Origin of the sequence: Pseudomonas sp. FW300-N2A2, from assembly GCF_017351735.1 — a bacterium.
GTDB lineage: Bacteria > Pseudomonadota > Gammaproteobacteria > Pseudomonadales > Pseudomonadaceae > Aquipseudomonas > Aquipseudomonas migulae.
On record NZ_JACNDU010000007.1, the window covers coordinates 87,470 to 102,090 of the forward strand.

Annotated in this window: 15 protein-coding genes; 6 read left to right on the forward strand and 9 right to left on the reverse strand. The window is 58.6% G+C overall.

Annotated elements, in window-relative coordinates:
- Window positions 1-166 precede the first annotated feature (166 nt).
- Entirely contained in the window at window positions 167-1,240 is a 1,074-nt protein-coding gene (locus J4E42_RS12345) for an AI-2E family transporter (RefSeq protein ID WP_008033540.1), read from the reverse strand.
- Window positions 1,241-1,278: 38 nt separating this feature from the next.
- Entirely contained in the window at window positions 1,279-2,337 is a 1,059-nt protein-coding gene (locus J4E42_RS12350) for a DUF2066 domain-containing protein (RefSeq protein ID WP_008039217.1), read from the reverse strand.
- A 385-nt stretch (window positions 2,338-2,722) separates the two neighbouring features.
- On the opposite strand from J4E42_RS12350, the gene purM reads away from it, so the two are divergent.
- The 3 genes from purM to J4E42_RS12365 are packed head-to-tail and all read left to right on the forward strand — an operon-like array spanning window position 2,723 to window position 5,153.
- Window positions 2,723-3,781 (forward strand): phosphoribosylformylglycinamidine cyclo-ligase, encoded by a 1,059-nt coding sequence (gene purM / locus J4E42_RS12355; RefSeq protein ID WP_008039218.1) that lies wholly within the window; start codon window positions 2,723-2,725, stop codon window positions 3,779-3,781.
- Entirely contained in the window at window positions 3,781-4,431 is a 651-nt protein-coding gene (gene purN, locus J4E42_RS12360) for a phosphoribosylglycinamide formyltransferase (RefSeq protein WP_008039219.1), read from the forward strand. Before purM ends, purN begins: the two co-directional genes overlap by 1 nt.
- 8 nt (window positions 4,432-4,439) lie before the next feature.
- Complete coding sequence (locus J4E42_RS12365) at window positions 4,440-5,153, forward strand: DUF3108 domain-containing protein (protein ID WP_008039220.1); 714 nt, start codon at window positions 4,440-4,442, stop codon at window positions 5,151-5,153.
- A gap of 75 nt (window positions 5,154-5,228) precedes the next feature.
- On the opposite strand, the gene J4E42_RS12370 is transcribed toward J4E42_RS12365, so the two are convergent.
- Window positions 5,229-6,410 (reverse strand): hypothetical protein, encoded by a 1,182-nt coding sequence (locus J4E42_RS12370; protein ID WP_207285349.1) that lies wholly within the window; start codon window positions 6,408-6,410, stop codon window positions 5,229-5,231.
- A 264-nt stretch (window positions 6,411-6,674) separates the two neighbouring features.
- On the opposite strand from J4E42_RS12370, the gene J4E42_RS12375 reads away from it, so the two are divergent.
- Window positions 6,675-7,091, forward strand: a complete 417-nt coding sequence (locus J4E42_RS12375; protein WP_207285350.1) for an OsmC family protein — start codon at window positions 6,675-6,677, stop codon at window positions 7,089-7,091.
- A 61-nt stretch (window positions 7,092-7,152) separates the two neighbouring features.
- A complete protein-coding gene (locus J4E42_RS12380; RefSeq protein WP_207285351.1) occupies window positions 7,153-8,013 on the forward strand; it encodes a pirin family protein in 861 nt (286 codons plus the stop codon).
- Window positions 8,014-8,245: 232 nt separating this feature from the next.
- Here J4E42_RS12380 and htpG read toward each other — a convergent pair whose 3' ends face one another.
- The 3 genes from htpG to J4E42_RS12395 form a co-directional block, all read right to left on the reverse strand.
- Complete coding sequence (gene htpG, locus J4E42_RS12385; RefSeq protein ID WP_207285352.1) at window positions 8,246-10,150, reverse strand: molecular chaperone HtpG; 1,905 nt, start codon at window positions 10,148-10,150, stop codon at window positions 8,246-8,248.
- Between the two features lie 81 nt (window positions 10,151-10,231).
- Window positions 10,232-10,684, reverse strand: coding sequence for a PaaI family thioesterase (locus tag J4E42_RS12390; RefSeq protein WP_008039225.1), 453 nt, complete (start codon window positions 10,682-10,684; stop codon window positions 10,232-10,234).
- Complete coding sequence (locus J4E42_RS12395; protein WP_008032683.1) at window positions 10,681-11,157, reverse strand: PaaI family thioesterase; 477 nt, start codon at window positions 11,155-11,157, stop codon at window positions 10,681-10,683. The genes J4E42_RS12390 and J4E42_RS12395 overlap by 4 nt, the downstream gene beginning before the upstream one ends.
- 158 nt (window positions 11,158-11,315) lie before the next feature.
- Here J4E42_RS12395 and J4E42_RS12400 point away from each other — a divergent pair, with 158 nt between their 5' ends.
- Window positions 11,316-11,549 (forward strand): hypothetical protein, encoded by a 234-nt coding sequence (locus tag J4E42_RS12400; protein ID WP_008039236.1) that lies wholly within the window; start codon window positions 11,316-11,318, stop codon window positions 11,547-11,549.
- 67 nt (window positions 11,550-11,616) lie between these two features.
- On the opposite strand, the gene J4E42_RS12405 is transcribed toward J4E42_RS12400, so the two are convergent.
- The 3 genes from J4E42_RS12405 to brnQ all read right to left on the reverse strand — a co-directional run bounded on the left by J4E42_RS12405 (window position 11,617) and on the right by brnQ (window position 14,318).
- Window positions 11,617-12,018, reverse strand: a complete 402-nt coding sequence (locus tag J4E42_RS12405) for an MAPEG family protein (protein WP_008039237.1) — start codon at window positions 12,016-12,018, stop codon at window positions 11,617-11,619.
- Window positions 12,018-12,755 (reverse strand): DUF599 domain-containing protein, encoded by a 738-nt coding sequence (locus J4E42_RS12410; RefSeq protein WP_008032675.1) that lies wholly within the window; start codon window positions 12,753-12,755, stop codon window positions 12,018-12,020. Before J4E42_RS12410 ends, J4E42_RS12405 begins: the two co-directional genes overlap by 1 nt.
- A gap of 249 nt (window positions 12,756-13,004) precedes the next feature.
- Complete coding sequence (gene brnQ, locus J4E42_RS12415; protein ID WP_192417000.1) at window positions 13,005-14,318, reverse strand: branched-chain amino acid transport system II carrier protein; 1,314 nt, start codon at window positions 14,316-14,318, stop codon at window positions 13,005-13,007.
- Window positions 14,319-14,621: the final 303 nt, after the last annotated feature.

Consider the following 14,621-nt stretch of genomic DNA (forward strand, 5'->3'; position numbering starts at 1 on the left):
CGTGACGCTGACCGCACAATGCGACAGACCATAAGCAAAATCAAAGGTTTGCGTTATCGCACCGGTTTTATGACTGTTTCTTTGGCGGCGCATGTGACAGCCACGCAAGGGATACGGGCCAGCCTGGCACTGAACCAGGCCGCCCGCGACGGGCTATCAACGAACCTTACAGCTCAGGTTCATCTACGCCACTGTAGATATCAGAATCTTTATACAAATCATGCACATGGCGCACCAGCACCATGATCACCGCCGCCACCGGGAGCGCCAGCAGCACGCCGGTAAAACCGAACAGTTCACCGCCTGCCAAAATCGCAAAGATCACCGCCACCGGATGCAGGCCGATCCGGTCGCCCACCAGCAACGGCGTCAGCACCATGCCTTCCAGCGCCTGGCCGACCATGAACACCGCAACGATGCCAATCATCGGGTACAGGTCGCCACCAAACTGGAACAGGCCGGCAATCAACGCCGCGCCAATCCCGATGACAAACCCCATGTACGGCACAATCGCCGCCAGACCGGCGATCATCCCGATCAGCAACCCCAGCTCCAGCCCTACCAGCATCAGGCCAGCCGAATAGATCACACCCAGCGCCACCATGACCAGCAATTGCCCGCGTACGAACGCCCCCAGCACTTCATGGCATTCGCCGGCCAGAATCACGACGCGCTCTTCACGAGCGCGGGGCAACAGGCTGCGGATCTTGGCCATCATCACGTCCCAGTCCCGCAGCAGGTAAAAGCTCACCACCGGGATCAGCACCAGATTGGCCAGCCAACCGATCAACGCAAGGCCGGAAGCGGTCGCCTGACTCAACACCATGCCGACAATGTCGGTGGTCTGGCCCATGTGTTCGCTGATTGCCGCCTTGAGCTTGTCGAATTTCCAGAAGCCATCCGATAACCCGAACTTCGATTGCGCCCACGGCAATGCAGTGTGCTGCAACCAGTCGAGCATCTGTGGCGCCAGCTCATACAAGCGGAACAACTGCTTGGCGAGCATCGGCACCAGCACCAGCAACAACGTGGTGAAAATCAAAGAGAACAACGCGAACACCGCCACCACGCCCCACGTCCGCGAGAGCCCGGCCTTTTCCAGGCGATCCACCAGCGGGTCGAACAAGTAGGCCAACAGCAGCGCCACCAGGAACGGCGTCAGAATCGGATGCAACAGCCAGATAAACGCGCAGAGCAGAACCACTCCACCCAACCAGAACCAACGCCGCGTATCGGCCATGTACCACTCCATATGCATCTATATAAAGAAAGAAAACCTTACCAACGGAAACGCAGTTGCGGCACCGGTGCAGGCGTTGGCGCAACAGCGGGCGCCGAACCCTGGACCACCGGCTGGACAGGCGCCGTGGGAGCAGGTGCCTCACCCGCCGGAACCTCCTGCAACTTCGCCAGCGACAACTGCGAGCGCAACTGCTCGGCGCTGCCATTGACCCGGTAGAGAATACGGTTACCGTCAACACTTTGCAGACGCGCGCCAAACGGCTCAAGCAAACGCCCGAGCGTTGCATAGTGCTCCAGGTTCATGCCCTGCACTTCCAGCAGCTGCTCACCCGAAGTGCCTGGCTTGACCACAAACCGTGGCGCCAGACGCTGACTGACCGCCAGCAGCACCGCGTCAGCCACAGCGGCCTGATCCGCGCCCTGCACGCTGCCCGCCTCCTTCTGATCGCCCAGCCACAAATGCCATTTGGCCTGCCACTGACCGCCCTCCTCCCGCGCATGCACCGCTAGCAAGGCATCGGCGTTGTAACGCTCCGATGCACCGCGCAGTGGCGCTGCATCCGTACCTTCCAGATTCGGTGCAGTGGCGACCAATTGTTCACTCAAGTCCGCCAATGGCAGACGCAGCGGCAGACCACGATGTTGTGCGGCACGACGCAGCGGCGCAGCAGCGGCCTGCCCATCACCGACCAGGCTCGAACCTTCGGCGGAATCATTCAACCACCAACCGAGGATCGACGGCCGGTTTGCCCCCCACAGCGACAGCCCGGCACGGCGCAACGCCTGCTCGGTGGAGGCAGGGTCGAAATCGACTTTCAGCACTTCCGGCGGGCCGGCGTCGAAGCCGTACTGACTGATGATCTGCTGCGGGTCCTTGCGGACGGCCGCCAACCCCGGACTTTGCGCTGCCTTGGGGTCGCCGGTCAGGCGCAATACCAGCGTGTCGAGCGCACGCTGGGTGGCTTGATCGCGCTCTTCAGGCGCCTGACTGGTGACTGGCTCGCGCACCTGATAAAGGCCTTTTACGGTTTCAGCATGACTCGCCAGGCTGACCAGGGACAAACAACCCACAAACAATGATCTGAAAAAACGCATGGAGGATTCCTGACGACAAGAGCGGCTGGAACTGACCGCATGAAGACAATCGAGCAAGGCTGTGACCATCGCCCGACGCAAAACATTCACACGTCCCGGTTAAGTTTTTCGCACTGCCATAACGATAGACGGTTAATCGCGATACCTTATACAGCCAAGCGGGAGACGACCAACACGGGCAATTACGGTTTTTTTGTATCGATATGCCCCTGCTGTCGGCCTGAGGATGGCCGCTGCCCCTCAAGCCTGATAAAATCGCGCGCCTTCGCAGACCGGCAACAGCCGGGCAGTGTCGGAATAGCGCGCATGGCACTCGCCTTCGTCTGTTCCGACAGTCCCACTGGACCCGGTCGTTACCCCTGAATCCCCCCTAAAGGCCTGGATCATGAGCAAGCAACCCTCCCTGAGCTACAAGGACGCCGGTGTAGACATCGACGCCGGTGAAGCATTGGTCGAACGCATCAAGAGCGTCGCCAAGCGCACTGCGCGCCCGGAAGTCATGGGCGGCCTGGGCGGTTTCGGCGCCCTCTGCGAAATCCCGGCCGGCTACAAGCAGCCTGTGCTGGTTTCCGGCACCGACGGCGTCGGCACCAAGCTGCGCCTGGCGCTGAACCTGAACAAACACGACAGCATCGGCATCGACCTGGTCGCCATGTGCGTGAACGACCTGGTGGTCTGCGGCGCCGAGCCGTTGTTCTTCCTCGACTACTACGCCACCGGCAAACTCAACGTCGAAACCGCGACCCAGGTCGTGACCGGTATCGGCGCAGGCTGCGAACTGTCCGGCTGCTCCCTGGTCGGCGGCGAAACCGCTGAAATGCCTGGCATGTACGAAGGCGAAGACTACGACCTGGCCGGTTTCTGCGTCGGCGTCGTGGAAAAATCCGAAATCATCGACGGTTCGAAAGTCGCTGCCGGCGATGCCCTGCTCGCCCTGCCGTCTTCCGGCCCGCACTCCAACGGCTACTCGCTGATCCGCAAGATCATCGAAGTCTCCGGTGCCGACATCGAAAACATCCAGCTCGACGGCAAACCGCTGACCGACCTGCTGATGGCCCCGACCCGCATCTACGTGAAGCCGCTGTTGAAGCTGATCAAGGAAACCGGCGCGGTCAAAGCCATGGCCCACATCACCGGTGGCGGCCTGCTGGACAACATCCCGCGTGTACTGCCAAAAGGCGCTCAAGCGGTAGTTGACGTGGCGAGCTGGAACCGCCCTGCCGTGTTCGACTGGCTGCAAGAGAAAGGCAACGTCGACGAAAACGAAATGCACCGCGTACTGAACTGCGGCGTCGGCATGGTGATCTGCGTGGCTCAAGAGCACGTTGAAACCGCGCTGAACGTTCTGCGTGAAGCTGGCGAGCAGCCTTGGGTCATTGGTCAGATCGCTACTGCTGCCGAAGGCGCAACCCAGGTTGAACTGAAGAACCTCAAGGCTCATTAATGTCCGTCACCTGTGATGTGGTGGTGCTGCTGTCCGGCACCGGCAGTAACTTGCAGGCCTTGATCGACAGCACGCGGACCGGCGACAGCCCGGTCCGCATCGCTGCGGTGATTTCCAACCGCGCCGACGCCTACGGCCTGCAACGCGCCAGGGACGCGGGTATCGACACCCGCTCCCTGGATCACAAGGCTTTCGAAGGCCGCGAAGCCTTCGATGCCGCGCTGATCGAACTGATCGACGCTTTCAATCCCAAACTCGTGGTCCTGGCCGGTTTCATGCGCATCCTCAGCGCTGATTTCGTGCGCCACTACGCGGGTCGCCTGCTCAACATCCATCCCTCGCTGCTACCCAAATACAAAGGGTTACACACTCATCAGCGCGCGCTGGAGGCCGGCGATACTGAACACGGCTGTTCCGTGCACTTTGTCACCGAGGAACTCGATGGCGGACCACTGGTCGTACAGGCAGTAATACCGGTAGAGTTGCACGATTCGCCGCAGAGTCTGGCGCAGCGAGTTCATACCCAGGAACACCTGATCTACCCGATGGCCGTACGCTGGTTTGCAGAAGGTCGCTTATCACTCGGTGAACAAGGTGCTTTACTGGATGGCAAGTTACTCGCGGCCAGTGGCCACTTGATTCGAACCTAGGAGATTTTATGCGTCGCGCCCTGCTCTTCGCTTGCGCTCTGCTTGCCCTGCCTTTCGCGCAGGCTGCAGAACTTCAACCCTTCTCCGCCAGCTACACCGCCGACTGGAAGCAGCTGCCCATGAGCGGCACCGCCGAGCGCAGCCTGACCAAGGAAGCCAACGGCGTCTGGAAGCTCAGCTTCAAGGCATCGATGATGATTGCCAGCCTGACCGAAGAAAGCACCCTGACCCTGGACAAGGACACCCTGCTGCCACAGTCCTACCACTTTGAGCGCGGTGGCCTGGGCAAAGCCAAGAAGGCTGACCTGGATTTCGACTGGACCACCAAAATGGTCACCGGCACCGATCGCGGCGACGCGGTCAAGATCCCGCTCAACCGCGGCATGGTCGACAAATCCACTTACCAGTTGGCCCTGCAGCATGACGTGGCCGCCGGCAAGAAAAGCATGAGCTATCAGGTGGTCGATGATGGTGAAGTCGATACTTATGACTTCCGCGTGCTGGGCTCGGAAAAAGTCGACACCAAGGCTGGCCAGATCGACGCGATCAAGGTCGAGCGCGTGCGCGACCCGACACAAAGCAAGCGCATCACCGTGCTGTGGTTCGCCAAGGATTGGGATTACCTGCTGGTTCGCCTGCAACAGGTCGAAACCGACGGCAAGGAGTACAACATCATGCTCCTCGACGGCAAGGTCAACGGCAAGGCTGTCAAAGGCAGCTGATCCGCAGTGATACGAAAAAGCCCCGCAATTGCGGGGCTTTTTTTTGACATATAAAGGGAGGGTTAACCAGGTATCTCAGGTGGTCAGCCCGTAAAGCCAGGACGACCTACCACCAGAATCATGCACAGCCGTCACCCAACGACCGTAGGGCTGGACCACACAATCAACCGGATGTCCGGGATAATATCTGAAGCCCGACCATCCAAAATCGGTATCGATTGGTCCGCTGGGCAAGAATCGAGAACACACGAGTTCAGCTCCTCCAGACTCACCAATGACAAGCAATTTACCATCACTTTGCTCGCTAATTGAGTGCCATCTGCCAAGCAACCGCTGAGTTATTACTGGCTGCCCACCATTAAAACCCTGCTCTAGTTTGCCGTTCTTATCCAACCCCACCAGCAATGCCCCGATACCCGCATTTTGAGCATTGCCACCCACGCAACGGATGCGATCATCCTGCAAGAGCAGCATGTTAAAAAAGGCAAACTCTACCCCCTCTGCCGCAAAAAACGAAAACCCCTCGACTCCAAAAGTGGTGTCCAAGGTGCCGTCTGCTTTAAACCCCGCCACAAAGCTTTGGCCTGTCATATACCCTGCGACAATAATCCGGCCACTGCTCTGGACCGAAACCGCCCTCGAGAACATGGCGGAGGCAGCAGAGGGGATTTCGACTTTACCGTCGACGCCAAACGACGAATCCAGCTCTCCATTGGCCAACAGCCTGACCAGCACCGGACTATACTTGCCGCCTACCGAATAATGGCAGGTCACAATTATCTTGCCGTCCGGTTGCAAGCATCCACGGATACCATTCAAGAGAGTGTGCGAGTCAGGATACAAGCTGTGTATTTTTCGCCCGAAGACAAGATCCGGACTTCCACTGGAATTAACGCGAGTCAGGGCCAGCCGTGATTTACCCCCTTGGTCGGAGTTACCAATCAACAGGATTTTCCTGTCAGGTTGTAGCAATGCCGCTCCCAGGATAGAAGAACCCGCATCTTCAAAACGCCATTTCAGCACTCCTCCGGTGCCAAAGGTTTGGTCCAACACACCGTTTTTACTCACGCGGCATAGAAAGAAGTCGCCGCGCGTTAATGCTGGCGCTGTCATCGCCAGCGTCATCGACTCGCCTTCGTCCAAGAGTGACACCACTCTGCCTGTGCCCGCCGGTGCCTGAAATTTTCCGCCTGTGGCAAAAGAAGGGTCGAGCTCACCGCTCGCCGCCACACCGGGTGTATCGTTATGCGTCACCATTGCTTCTCTCCTTGAACTTGAAAAAGGGAACATCTTGCCTTGGGCAAGAGCGTGCATAACACCCATTGAGCTCCGCCCCATGCAGAAAGGATTGCGTCCCGTCGAGTTGATTCAAACACGCTCAACGAAGCCCGACTACTGTCATAAATGACAGTTACCCCCCCCCCCCCCCCGGCAAGAGTTTGGAAGGCATCTCAGAAGGAATGCTCTATACCTTCAAGGTCTTTTTTGATCGAATGACTTTTCCTACTGCCGAGGTTCCCCATGACAGTCACCGTCAATACCGTTTCCGCCGAAGGTTTTCGCCACAGCGTACAAATCGATGACCACGAACTCTTCGCCGATGTCCCGACATCGTCCGGTGGCGAAGGCTCGGCGCCTGAGCCGCACGACTATTTCGATGCAGCGCTCGGCGCATGCAAGGCCCTGACCCTGAAGCTCTACGCGAAGAAGAAAGGCATCCCGCTGACCGGCGTTGGCGTAGAGGTCAAGCGCGACAACAGCCAGGAGCAAAAAGGCAAATACGCCCTGCACGTCAAACTGACCCTCAAGGGCGTGCTCACCGACGCCCAGCGCGACGAACTGCATCGCGTGGCCGACCGCTGCCCAGTGCACAAGCTGATGACCACCAGCGAAGTCAGCATCGAAACCCACCTCTGCGAAGGCGCGTTCAGCCAATAGCGGCAAGGCTTGGGCAAGCGGGTTATGCTCCACGCGTCACCCGCTCAGCCTGGAATGCACCATGAACACTCCGCTCGTGATTCGCCCCCGCGCCGAAGATGTCGAAGGCCAACCGATTCTTCGCCCGTTGCCGTCAGCCAAATGCCGCAGCGTCGGGCCTTTTGTGTTTTTCGACCACATGCTGGAAACCCGTTATCCAGCGGGCAAAGGCATGAACATCCGTCAGCACCCGCACATCGGCCTGTCGACCCTTACCTACTTGTTCGAAGGAAAAATCCAGCACAAGGACAGCCTCGGTTCCGATCAGGTGGTGGAGGCCGGCGACGTCAGCTGGATGACCGCTGGCAGTGCCATTGCCCATGTCGAGCGCACGCCCGAAGCCCTGAAGGCCAGCGGTTTCACGATGCACGGTTTGCAGATCTGGCTGGCATCGCCCAAGGATCATGAGCAAGGCCCGGGACGCTACAGCCATCACCCGGCAGCCACGTTGCCGGTCAGCGATAACCTTGGCGTAAAGATCCGGATGATCGCCGGGTCAGGCTTTTGCCTGGAATCGCCAGTGCCGGTGCTTTCTCCTACGCTGTACGCGGAACTGAACCTGCAAACAGCAACCACGCTGCTGATTCCCACCGAGCATGAAGAACGGGCGTTGTATGTGTTGAGCGGTGAGGCGCAGCTCGATGGCGAGCCGATAGAGCCGTACTCGCTAGTGGTGCTGCCTGCCGGGGAAGAAATGACGCTGTTCGCCGAGAGCGACTGTCATGCGGTGCTATTTGGCGGCGCGCCGCTGGATGGACCGCGACGGATCAACTGGAATTTTGTGTCGAGCGATCCGGCGGCTATCGACGAAGCGCGGCGACGCTGGGCGGCCGGGGATTGGCCGACGGTGCCGGGGGAAAGCGAGCGTATTGAGCTGCCTTGAGATTTGTGGCGTTATTGCCGCCGCCATCGCGAGCAGGCTCACTCCTACAGTAGACCGAGCCGCAATCACTGTTCCCACATTGGAATGCGGTCTACTGTAGGAGCCGGCTTGCTGGCGATGGCGGCGTCGAAATCGCCATCGCCAGCAAGCCGGCTCCTACAGGATCGGGTTCACAGCCAAAAAATTTCAGGTCATAAAAAAACCCGCCGAAGCGGGTTTTTTTACAACGTCGTTAAACCGACAGTTCAACCAGCAGCTTGTTGAGACGGCGCACATACGCGGCCGGGTCTTTCAAGCTGTCGCCGGCCGCCAGGGCCGCCTGATCGAAGAGAATGTGCGACAGGTCGCCGAAGCGCTCGTCGCTCTGCTCGTTGTCGAGCTTCTCGATCAGCGGGTGCGCCGGGTTGAATTCGAAGATCGGCTTCGAGTCCGGAACCTTCTGACCGCTGGCTTCCAGGATCTGACGCATCTGCATGCCCAGGTCCTGCTCACCGATGGCCAGAATCGCCGGGGAGTCGGTCAGACGATGGGAAACCCGCACTTCAGCCACGGATTCGCCAAGCGCAGTTTTCAGACGCTCAACCAGACCTTCTTTGGACTTGGCGACTTCTTCCGCGGCTTTCTTGTCTTCTTCCGAATCCAGGTTGCCCAGGTCGAGGTCACCGCGCGCCACGTCGACAAAGCTCTTGCCGTCGAAGTCGTTGAGGTAGCTCATCAGCCACTCGTCGATGCGGTCGGTCAGCAGCAGCACTTCGATGCCTTTCTTGCGGAAGACTTCCAGGTGCGGGCTGTTTTTGACTTGCGCGTAGGTTTCGCCGGTCAGGTAGTAAATCTTGTCCTGACCTTCCTTGGCGCGAGCCAGGTAGTCGGCCAGACCCACAACCTGCTCGCCTTCTTCGCCCTGAGTGGACGCAAAACGCAGCAGGCCGGCGATTTTCTCTTTGTTGGCGAAGTCTTCTGCCGGGCCTTCTTTCATGACCTGACCGAAGTTCTTCCAGAAGCCTTTGTATTGCTCAGGCTCGTTCTTCGCCAGTTTTTCCAGCATGTCCAGCACGCGCTTGGTCAGCGCCGACTTCATGGAGTCGATGATCGGGTCTTTCTGCAGGATTTCCCGCGACACGTTCAGCGACAGGTCATTGGAATCGACCACGCCCTTGATGAAGCGCAGGTACAGCGGCAGGAACGACTCGGCCTGGTCCATGACGAACACACGCTGCACGTACAGCTTCAGGCCTTTCGGCGCTTCACGCTGGTACAGGTCGAAAGGAGCGCGGGTCGGTACGTAGAGCAGCGAGCTGTATTCGAGCTTGCCTTCGACCTTGTTGTGGCTCCAGCTCAGCGGGTTTTCGAAGTCGTGAGCGATGTGCTTGTAGAACTCCTGGTATTCCTCGTCCTTGATCTCGGTACGAGGACGGGTCCACAGGGCGCTGGCGCGGTTGACGGTTTCCCATTCAACAGCTGGCTTCTCTTCGCCTTCAGCCGCTGCCACTTCTTTCGGCAACTCGATCGGCAAAGCGATGTGGTCGGAGTACTTCTTGATGATGTTGCGCAGACGCCAGCCATCGGCGAACTCGTCTTCACCGGACTTCAGGTGCAGGACGATGCGAGTACCACGATCGGCTTTCTCGACGGTGGCAACTTCGAAATTACCTTCGCCCTTCGACGACCAGTGCACGCCTTCGCTGGCAGCAGCACCGGCACGACGGCTGAACACGTCGACTTTGTCGGCGACGATGAAGGCAGAGTAGAAACCCACGCCGAACTGACCGATCAGGTGCGAATCCTTTTTCTGATCGCCCGTCAGGTGTTTCATGAAATCGGCGGTGCCGGATTTGGCGATGGTGCCCAGGTGGGTGATCGCATCTTCACGGCTCATGCCGATGCCGTTGTCTTCGAGGGTGACGGTTTTAGCGTCCTTGTCGAAGCTCACACGGATTTTCAGTTCGGCGCCACCTTCCAGCAACTCAGGCTTGGACAGGGCTTCGAAACGTAATTTGTCGACAGCGTCAGAGGCGTTCGAGATCAATTCGCGAAGGAAGATTTCCTTGTTGGAATACAGCGAATGGATCATGAGGTGCAGCAGCTGCTTCACCTCGGTCTGGAAGCCCAGGGTTTCCTTTTGAGTTTCCACACTCATGGTCATCAAACTCCAATCAGATGGCAGTGGCCGCGACCTAGAGGGTCGGCGGCGGGTTGTCATCAAAGTTGGGGGCTCGGATCAGGATTTCAAGGGCTCATCGATTTTGAAGTGGGCGCGGGCCGTGGCGATGGGTTCGGATTCGGTGCTTTGCCAGGCGGTCACTGCCACGTTTGCGACACGCCGCCCCTGACGGCACACCTGGCAGCGCGCCCACGTATCGCGAAACTGCCCGGCGCGCAGGTAGTCGAGGGAAAAATCGATGATCTTCGGCACACCCGGCGAGCCGGTAAAAATCAGCAGGTGCAAGGCCGCGGACAGCTCCATGAAGCCAGCAATGACGCCGCCGTGAATCGCCGGCAGTAAAGGGTTACCAATGTTGTCCTTGTTCGCCGGCAGGCGAAACAGCAGGTCATCCCCCACCCGCGAACACTCGACACCGATCAGTTTGGCGTAGGGAATCAGATGCAGCAGCGAGGCATAGTCGCCCTGCTCATGGGCCTGTTGCAGTTGCTCCTTGAAGTTGTCGGTCATTTCGCACCTCCGGCGATGGCGCCACCAAACCCTTTGGTGCCTTTGACGCCCTTGCCCATGCGCATGAACGTACCGACGACATGGGCGATGGGCTGCTCGGGATCGTCCTGATAAGCAAAGCCACGGGCGAAGATCACGTCGGTGGTGACCCGGTAGCACTGGGCAAAACCATAGACGTCCTTATGCGGTTCGGCGGCATGCATGTAGTCGATGCGCAGGTCGAGGGTCGGGCAGACTTCGAATTCGGGCAGCACGCAGAGTGTGGCCATGCCGCACGCGGTGTCCATCAGGGAGGTCAACGCCCCGCCATGGATCACACCGGTTTGCGGATTGCCGACGATTTGCGGGCTGTACGGCAGGATGACCGTCAGTCCATCGCTGCTGGCGCTGTGAACGCGCAAACCAAGTACCTGGCAATGCCTGAGCGCCGAAAGGAATCGCGTCGCGCGCTCAAAAACGGGGTTTTCGGCCATGTGGTAAACACTCTTCTTAGTACTCGGAGATTGTATTAGGTGTATTCGTAAAAGTTCCCGTAGGAATAATCTTATATATCTGAACGAATTGAGGAACTTAACCCTGATATCCACGCTCGAAAGGCCAGATAGATATTTTCCATAAGGAGAAACACCCCATGCGTAAGACTTTAGCTATTGCCTTGATGTTGACCGCTTCCCTCGGTCTCGCTGCCTGCGATAAAAAATCCGAGGACAAAGCTCAAGAAGCCGATAAACATGCTGAGCAAGCTCAGCAAGACATGAGCAAAGCTCAGGATAAAGTGAACGACGCTGCGAAAGAAAACGCCGAAGCTGCCAAAGCTCAGGCTGAATCGGATGCAGCTGCAGCAAAAGAAGCACCTAAAAACTAAAACAGTTTTTAGCGTGATAAAGAAAACCCGCCACGTGCGGGTTTTCTTTTGCCTGTCATTTGCCTTGTTAGAGCAAAATAGTTCTAAAAGTCGGACTAATCATCAATAGCAGCGAACACACTAACCCGACAAACCACACCAGACTCCGCTGCCAGGCCAGATCGCTCCAATAGCACACTAAGTAAATGACCCGCGTAATCACAAAGATGATTGCCAGCGTATCAATCAGCCAGCCCGCCGTTTGCGTGGTGTGCGCCATCAACACCCCCACGGCAAACAATATAAACGCCTCAAAACAGTTCTGATGAGCTGCCACTGCGCGGGCGCCAAACCCGGTGAGTTGTGCCTGTTGCTGGCGCGGCAGATGATTGTCGTAACCGCCCTGCTCTTTCATGGCCCTGGCCACGGGCATGCGGGCCACATAGATCAGCAAGGCACTGATAAACACACACCAGAACGGAATACTCATCAAGCGGCCTCTCGGTTCGCCTCGGGCAATGGCGCCTCTGTAGGGGTATAGACCATCACGTCGAGAACGTCGGAATGAAACTCCCGGCGATACAGAACCAGCACCACGCCAGCGCTCATCAGCATGAACAACCAGGGGCTGACGAACCACGCCAGCATGGTCATGCCGAAGTAATAGGAACGCAGGCCGAAGTTGAACTGGTTGGCAGCCATGGAGATGACACGCGCCGCCCGTGCAGCAAAGGCTTTACGCTCCAGCTCGGAAACATGCCGCTCGCCGACCATGGGGGCCGACCCCACCAGAATCGCAGCGAAGTTGTACTGGCGCATGCACCAGCTGAACGTGAAGAACGCATACACAAACACCAGCGCCAGGCACAGCAACTTGATCTCCGACATGCCCTGGGAGGCCTGTTGCACCATTGGGATGTCCGCCAACAATGACACCGCCCGTTCCGACGCACCGAGCACGGTGAGAATACCGGCCAGGATAATCAGTGTGCTGGAGGCGAAGAACGAAGCGTTGCGCTCCAGATTGCCGATCACACTGGCATCGGCGATGCGGTTGTCACGCATCAGCATGCGCCGCATCCAGTCTTCGCGGTACAGGTGCAACACACTGGCCAGGCACGCGGTGTCGCGGCCCTTCCACGTCGCATAACGGGTGTAGCCGCCCCAGCAGATGACAAACCAGATGGCGGCGAGGATGTGGATCAGGTTGGCGTGGATGAACGACATGCAGGTCCTTGTGAGACGTTGGTTGAATCTGTAGGAGCGTGGCTTGCCCGCGAAGGCGGTGTACCTGTCGAAGATTAGGTCGAATGTTACCCCCTCTTCGCGGGCAAGCCTCGCTCCTACAGGTAGTGCTTCGACGTTAGCTGACAAAAAAAGACACTGCCTCACGCGCATAAAAAATGCCCCGTATCGATTGATACGGGGCATTTCCATGTTCGCTCAAAACCCGCTTATGGCGGGCCGTGAAACGCCTTAAGCCAGCGCTTCTTCGCGCTTGCCCAGCATGCGGTCGCAAACCACCGCAACCACCAGGGTCATGACCGACGGCACCAGCCACGCCAGGCCCTGCTCACTCAGCGGCAAATGCGCCAATTGCGTCGGCATCCAGTCCGCCAGACCTGCGCCCTTGAGCGCGTCGATCAGACCGAAGATGAACGACACCAACATCACCGGACCGACGATGCGGCCCTGCTCATGCCAGAAGTCCTTGCAGAAGCTCAGGGCGACCAGCGCGATGCACGGCGGGTAGATCGCGGTGAGTACCGGGATCGAGAACGCAATCAGCTTGGTGAGGCCCAGGTTGGACACCAGCAGGGAGAACGCGGCGAGGATGATGACCAAGGTCTTGTAGGACAGTGGCAGCACACGGCTGAAGTATTCGGCACAGGCGCACGTCAGACCGACCGCCGTAACCAGGCAGGCCAACGAAATCAGCACAGCGAGGAAACCACTGCCCAAGGAGCCAAAGGTGTGTTGAACGTAGGCGTGCAACACCGCCGCGCCGTTGGTCGCACCGGCGGCCACTTCATGGCTGCCCGAACCGAGGCGAAACAGGCTGACGTACACCAGAGCCAGACCGACGCCGGCAATCAGCCCGGCAATGATCGCGTAACGGGTGATCAGCGCCGGAGAATCCACGCCGCGGGAGCGGATGGCGTTGACGATAACGATGCCGAACACCAGCGCGCCCAGGGTATCCATGGTCAGGTAACCATTGATGAAGCCCTGGGAAAACGGTGCCGCGACATACTCGGGCGTCGCCACGCCGATATCACCGGCCGGCAACGCGAACGCGGCGATGCCGAGGGCGGCCAAGGCGATAATCTTCAGCGGTGCGAGGAAACGCCCTACGGTGTCCAGCAAACGACCCGGGTAGAGCGAGATGAAGAACACCAGCAGGAAGTACACCGAGCTATAGAGGAACAGCGCCAGCGGGCTTTCGCCGGTCAGCGGCGCCAGGCCCACTTCGAACGATACGGTCGCGGTGCGCGGCGTCGCGAACAGCGGGCCAACGGCGAGGTAGCACGCAGCGGCCAGCAAGCCACCGGCGACTTTGCCGATCGGGCTGCTCAAGGCATCCATCGCGCCACCGACCTTGGCCAGGGCAACGACGGTGATCACCGGCAGACCGACCGCGGTGATCAGAAAGCCCAGCGCCGCCATCCAGACATGAGGCCCGGACTGCAAACCGACGATAGGCGGGAAGATGATGTTGCCAGCCCCGACGAACAGGGCAAACGTCATAAAACCAAGTGCCAGGATGTCCTGGCCTTTCAACACTTTCATTAAGGAAATACCACACTACTGAATCGGAATTTAGAGAGGGATTTCCCTTATGGGTGAGGGAAATGCTGTCGACCCGTATAGGACCGACCCTTTAGCGCGAAGCTTCCTTGTGGGATGCGGACGCAAAAATGGCGGCTAGCCTAACGAATTTGAGCGACAAACGCACTGTTAGAGGGCGAACTATCCGATCTGCGACATTTCCGTGTCGCGTTTTTGCATGTTAATGGTAGATGCCTGTAAGTACGCCTTCGCGGGCAAGCCTCGCTCCTACAGGTTCTTCGTCGATCACAAGTACGGCAAACG

Bases quoted from the DNA above. Each gene is read 5' to 3' on its own strand.
- J4E42_RS12345 (WP_008033540.1), bottom strand. From the start codon at position 1,240: ATGGCCGATACGCGGCGTTGGTTCTGGTTGGGTGGAGTGGTTCTGCTC.
- J4E42_RS12350 (WP_008039217.1), bottom strand. From the start codon at position 2,337: ATGCGTTTTTTCAGATCATTGTTTGTGGGTTGTTTGTCCCTGGTCAGC.
- purM (WP_008039218.1), top strand. From the start codon at position 2,723: ATGAGCAAGCAACCCTCCCTGAGCTACAAGGACGCCGGTGTAGACATC.
- purN (WP_008039219.1), top strand. From the start codon at position 3,781: ATGTCCGTCACCTGTGATGTGGTGGTGCTGCTGTCCGGCACCGGCAGT.
- J4E42_RS12365 (WP_008039220.1), top strand. From the start codon at position 4,440: ATGCGTCGCGCCCTGCTCTTCGCTTGCGCTCTGCTTGCCCTGCCTTTC.
- J4E42_RS12370 (WP_207285349.1), bottom strand. From the start codon at position 6,410: ATGGTGACGCATAACGATACACCCGGTGTGGCGGCGAGCGGTGAGCTC.
- J4E42_RS12375 (WP_207285350.1), top strand. From the start codon at position 6,675: ATGACAGTCACCGTCAATACCGTTTCCGCCGAAGGTTTTCGCCACAGC.
- J4E42_RS12380 (WP_207285351.1), top strand. From the start codon at position 7,153: ATGAACACTCCGCTCGTGATTCGCCCCCGCGCCGAAGATGTCGAAGGC.
- htpG (WP_207285352.1), bottom strand. From the start codon at position 10,150: ATGAGTGTGGAAACTCAAAAGGAAACCCTGGGCTTCCAGACCGAGGTG.
- J4E42_RS12390 (WP_008039225.1), bottom strand. From the start codon at position 10,684: ATGACCGACAACTTCAAGGAGCAACTGCAACAGGCCCATGAGCAGGGC.
- J4E42_RS12395 (WP_008032683.1), bottom strand. From the start codon at position 11,157: ATGGCCGAAAACCCCGTTTTTGAGCGCGCGACGCGATTCCTTTCGGCG.
- J4E42_RS12400 (WP_008039236.1), top strand. From the start codon at position 11,316: ATGCGTAAGACTTTAGCTATTGCCTTGATGTTGACCGCTTCCCTCGGT.
- J4E42_RS12405 (WP_008039237.1), bottom strand. From the start codon at position 12,018: ATGAGTATTCCGTTCTGGTGTGTGTTTATCAGTGCCTTGCTGATCTAT.
- J4E42_RS12410 (WP_008032675.1), bottom strand. From the start codon at position 12,755: ATGTCGTTCATCCACGCCAACCTGATCCACATCCTCGCCGCCATCTGG.
- brnQ (WP_192417000.1), bottom strand. From the start codon at position 14,318: ATGAAAGTGTTGAAAGGCCAGGACATCCTGGCACTTGGTTTTATGACG.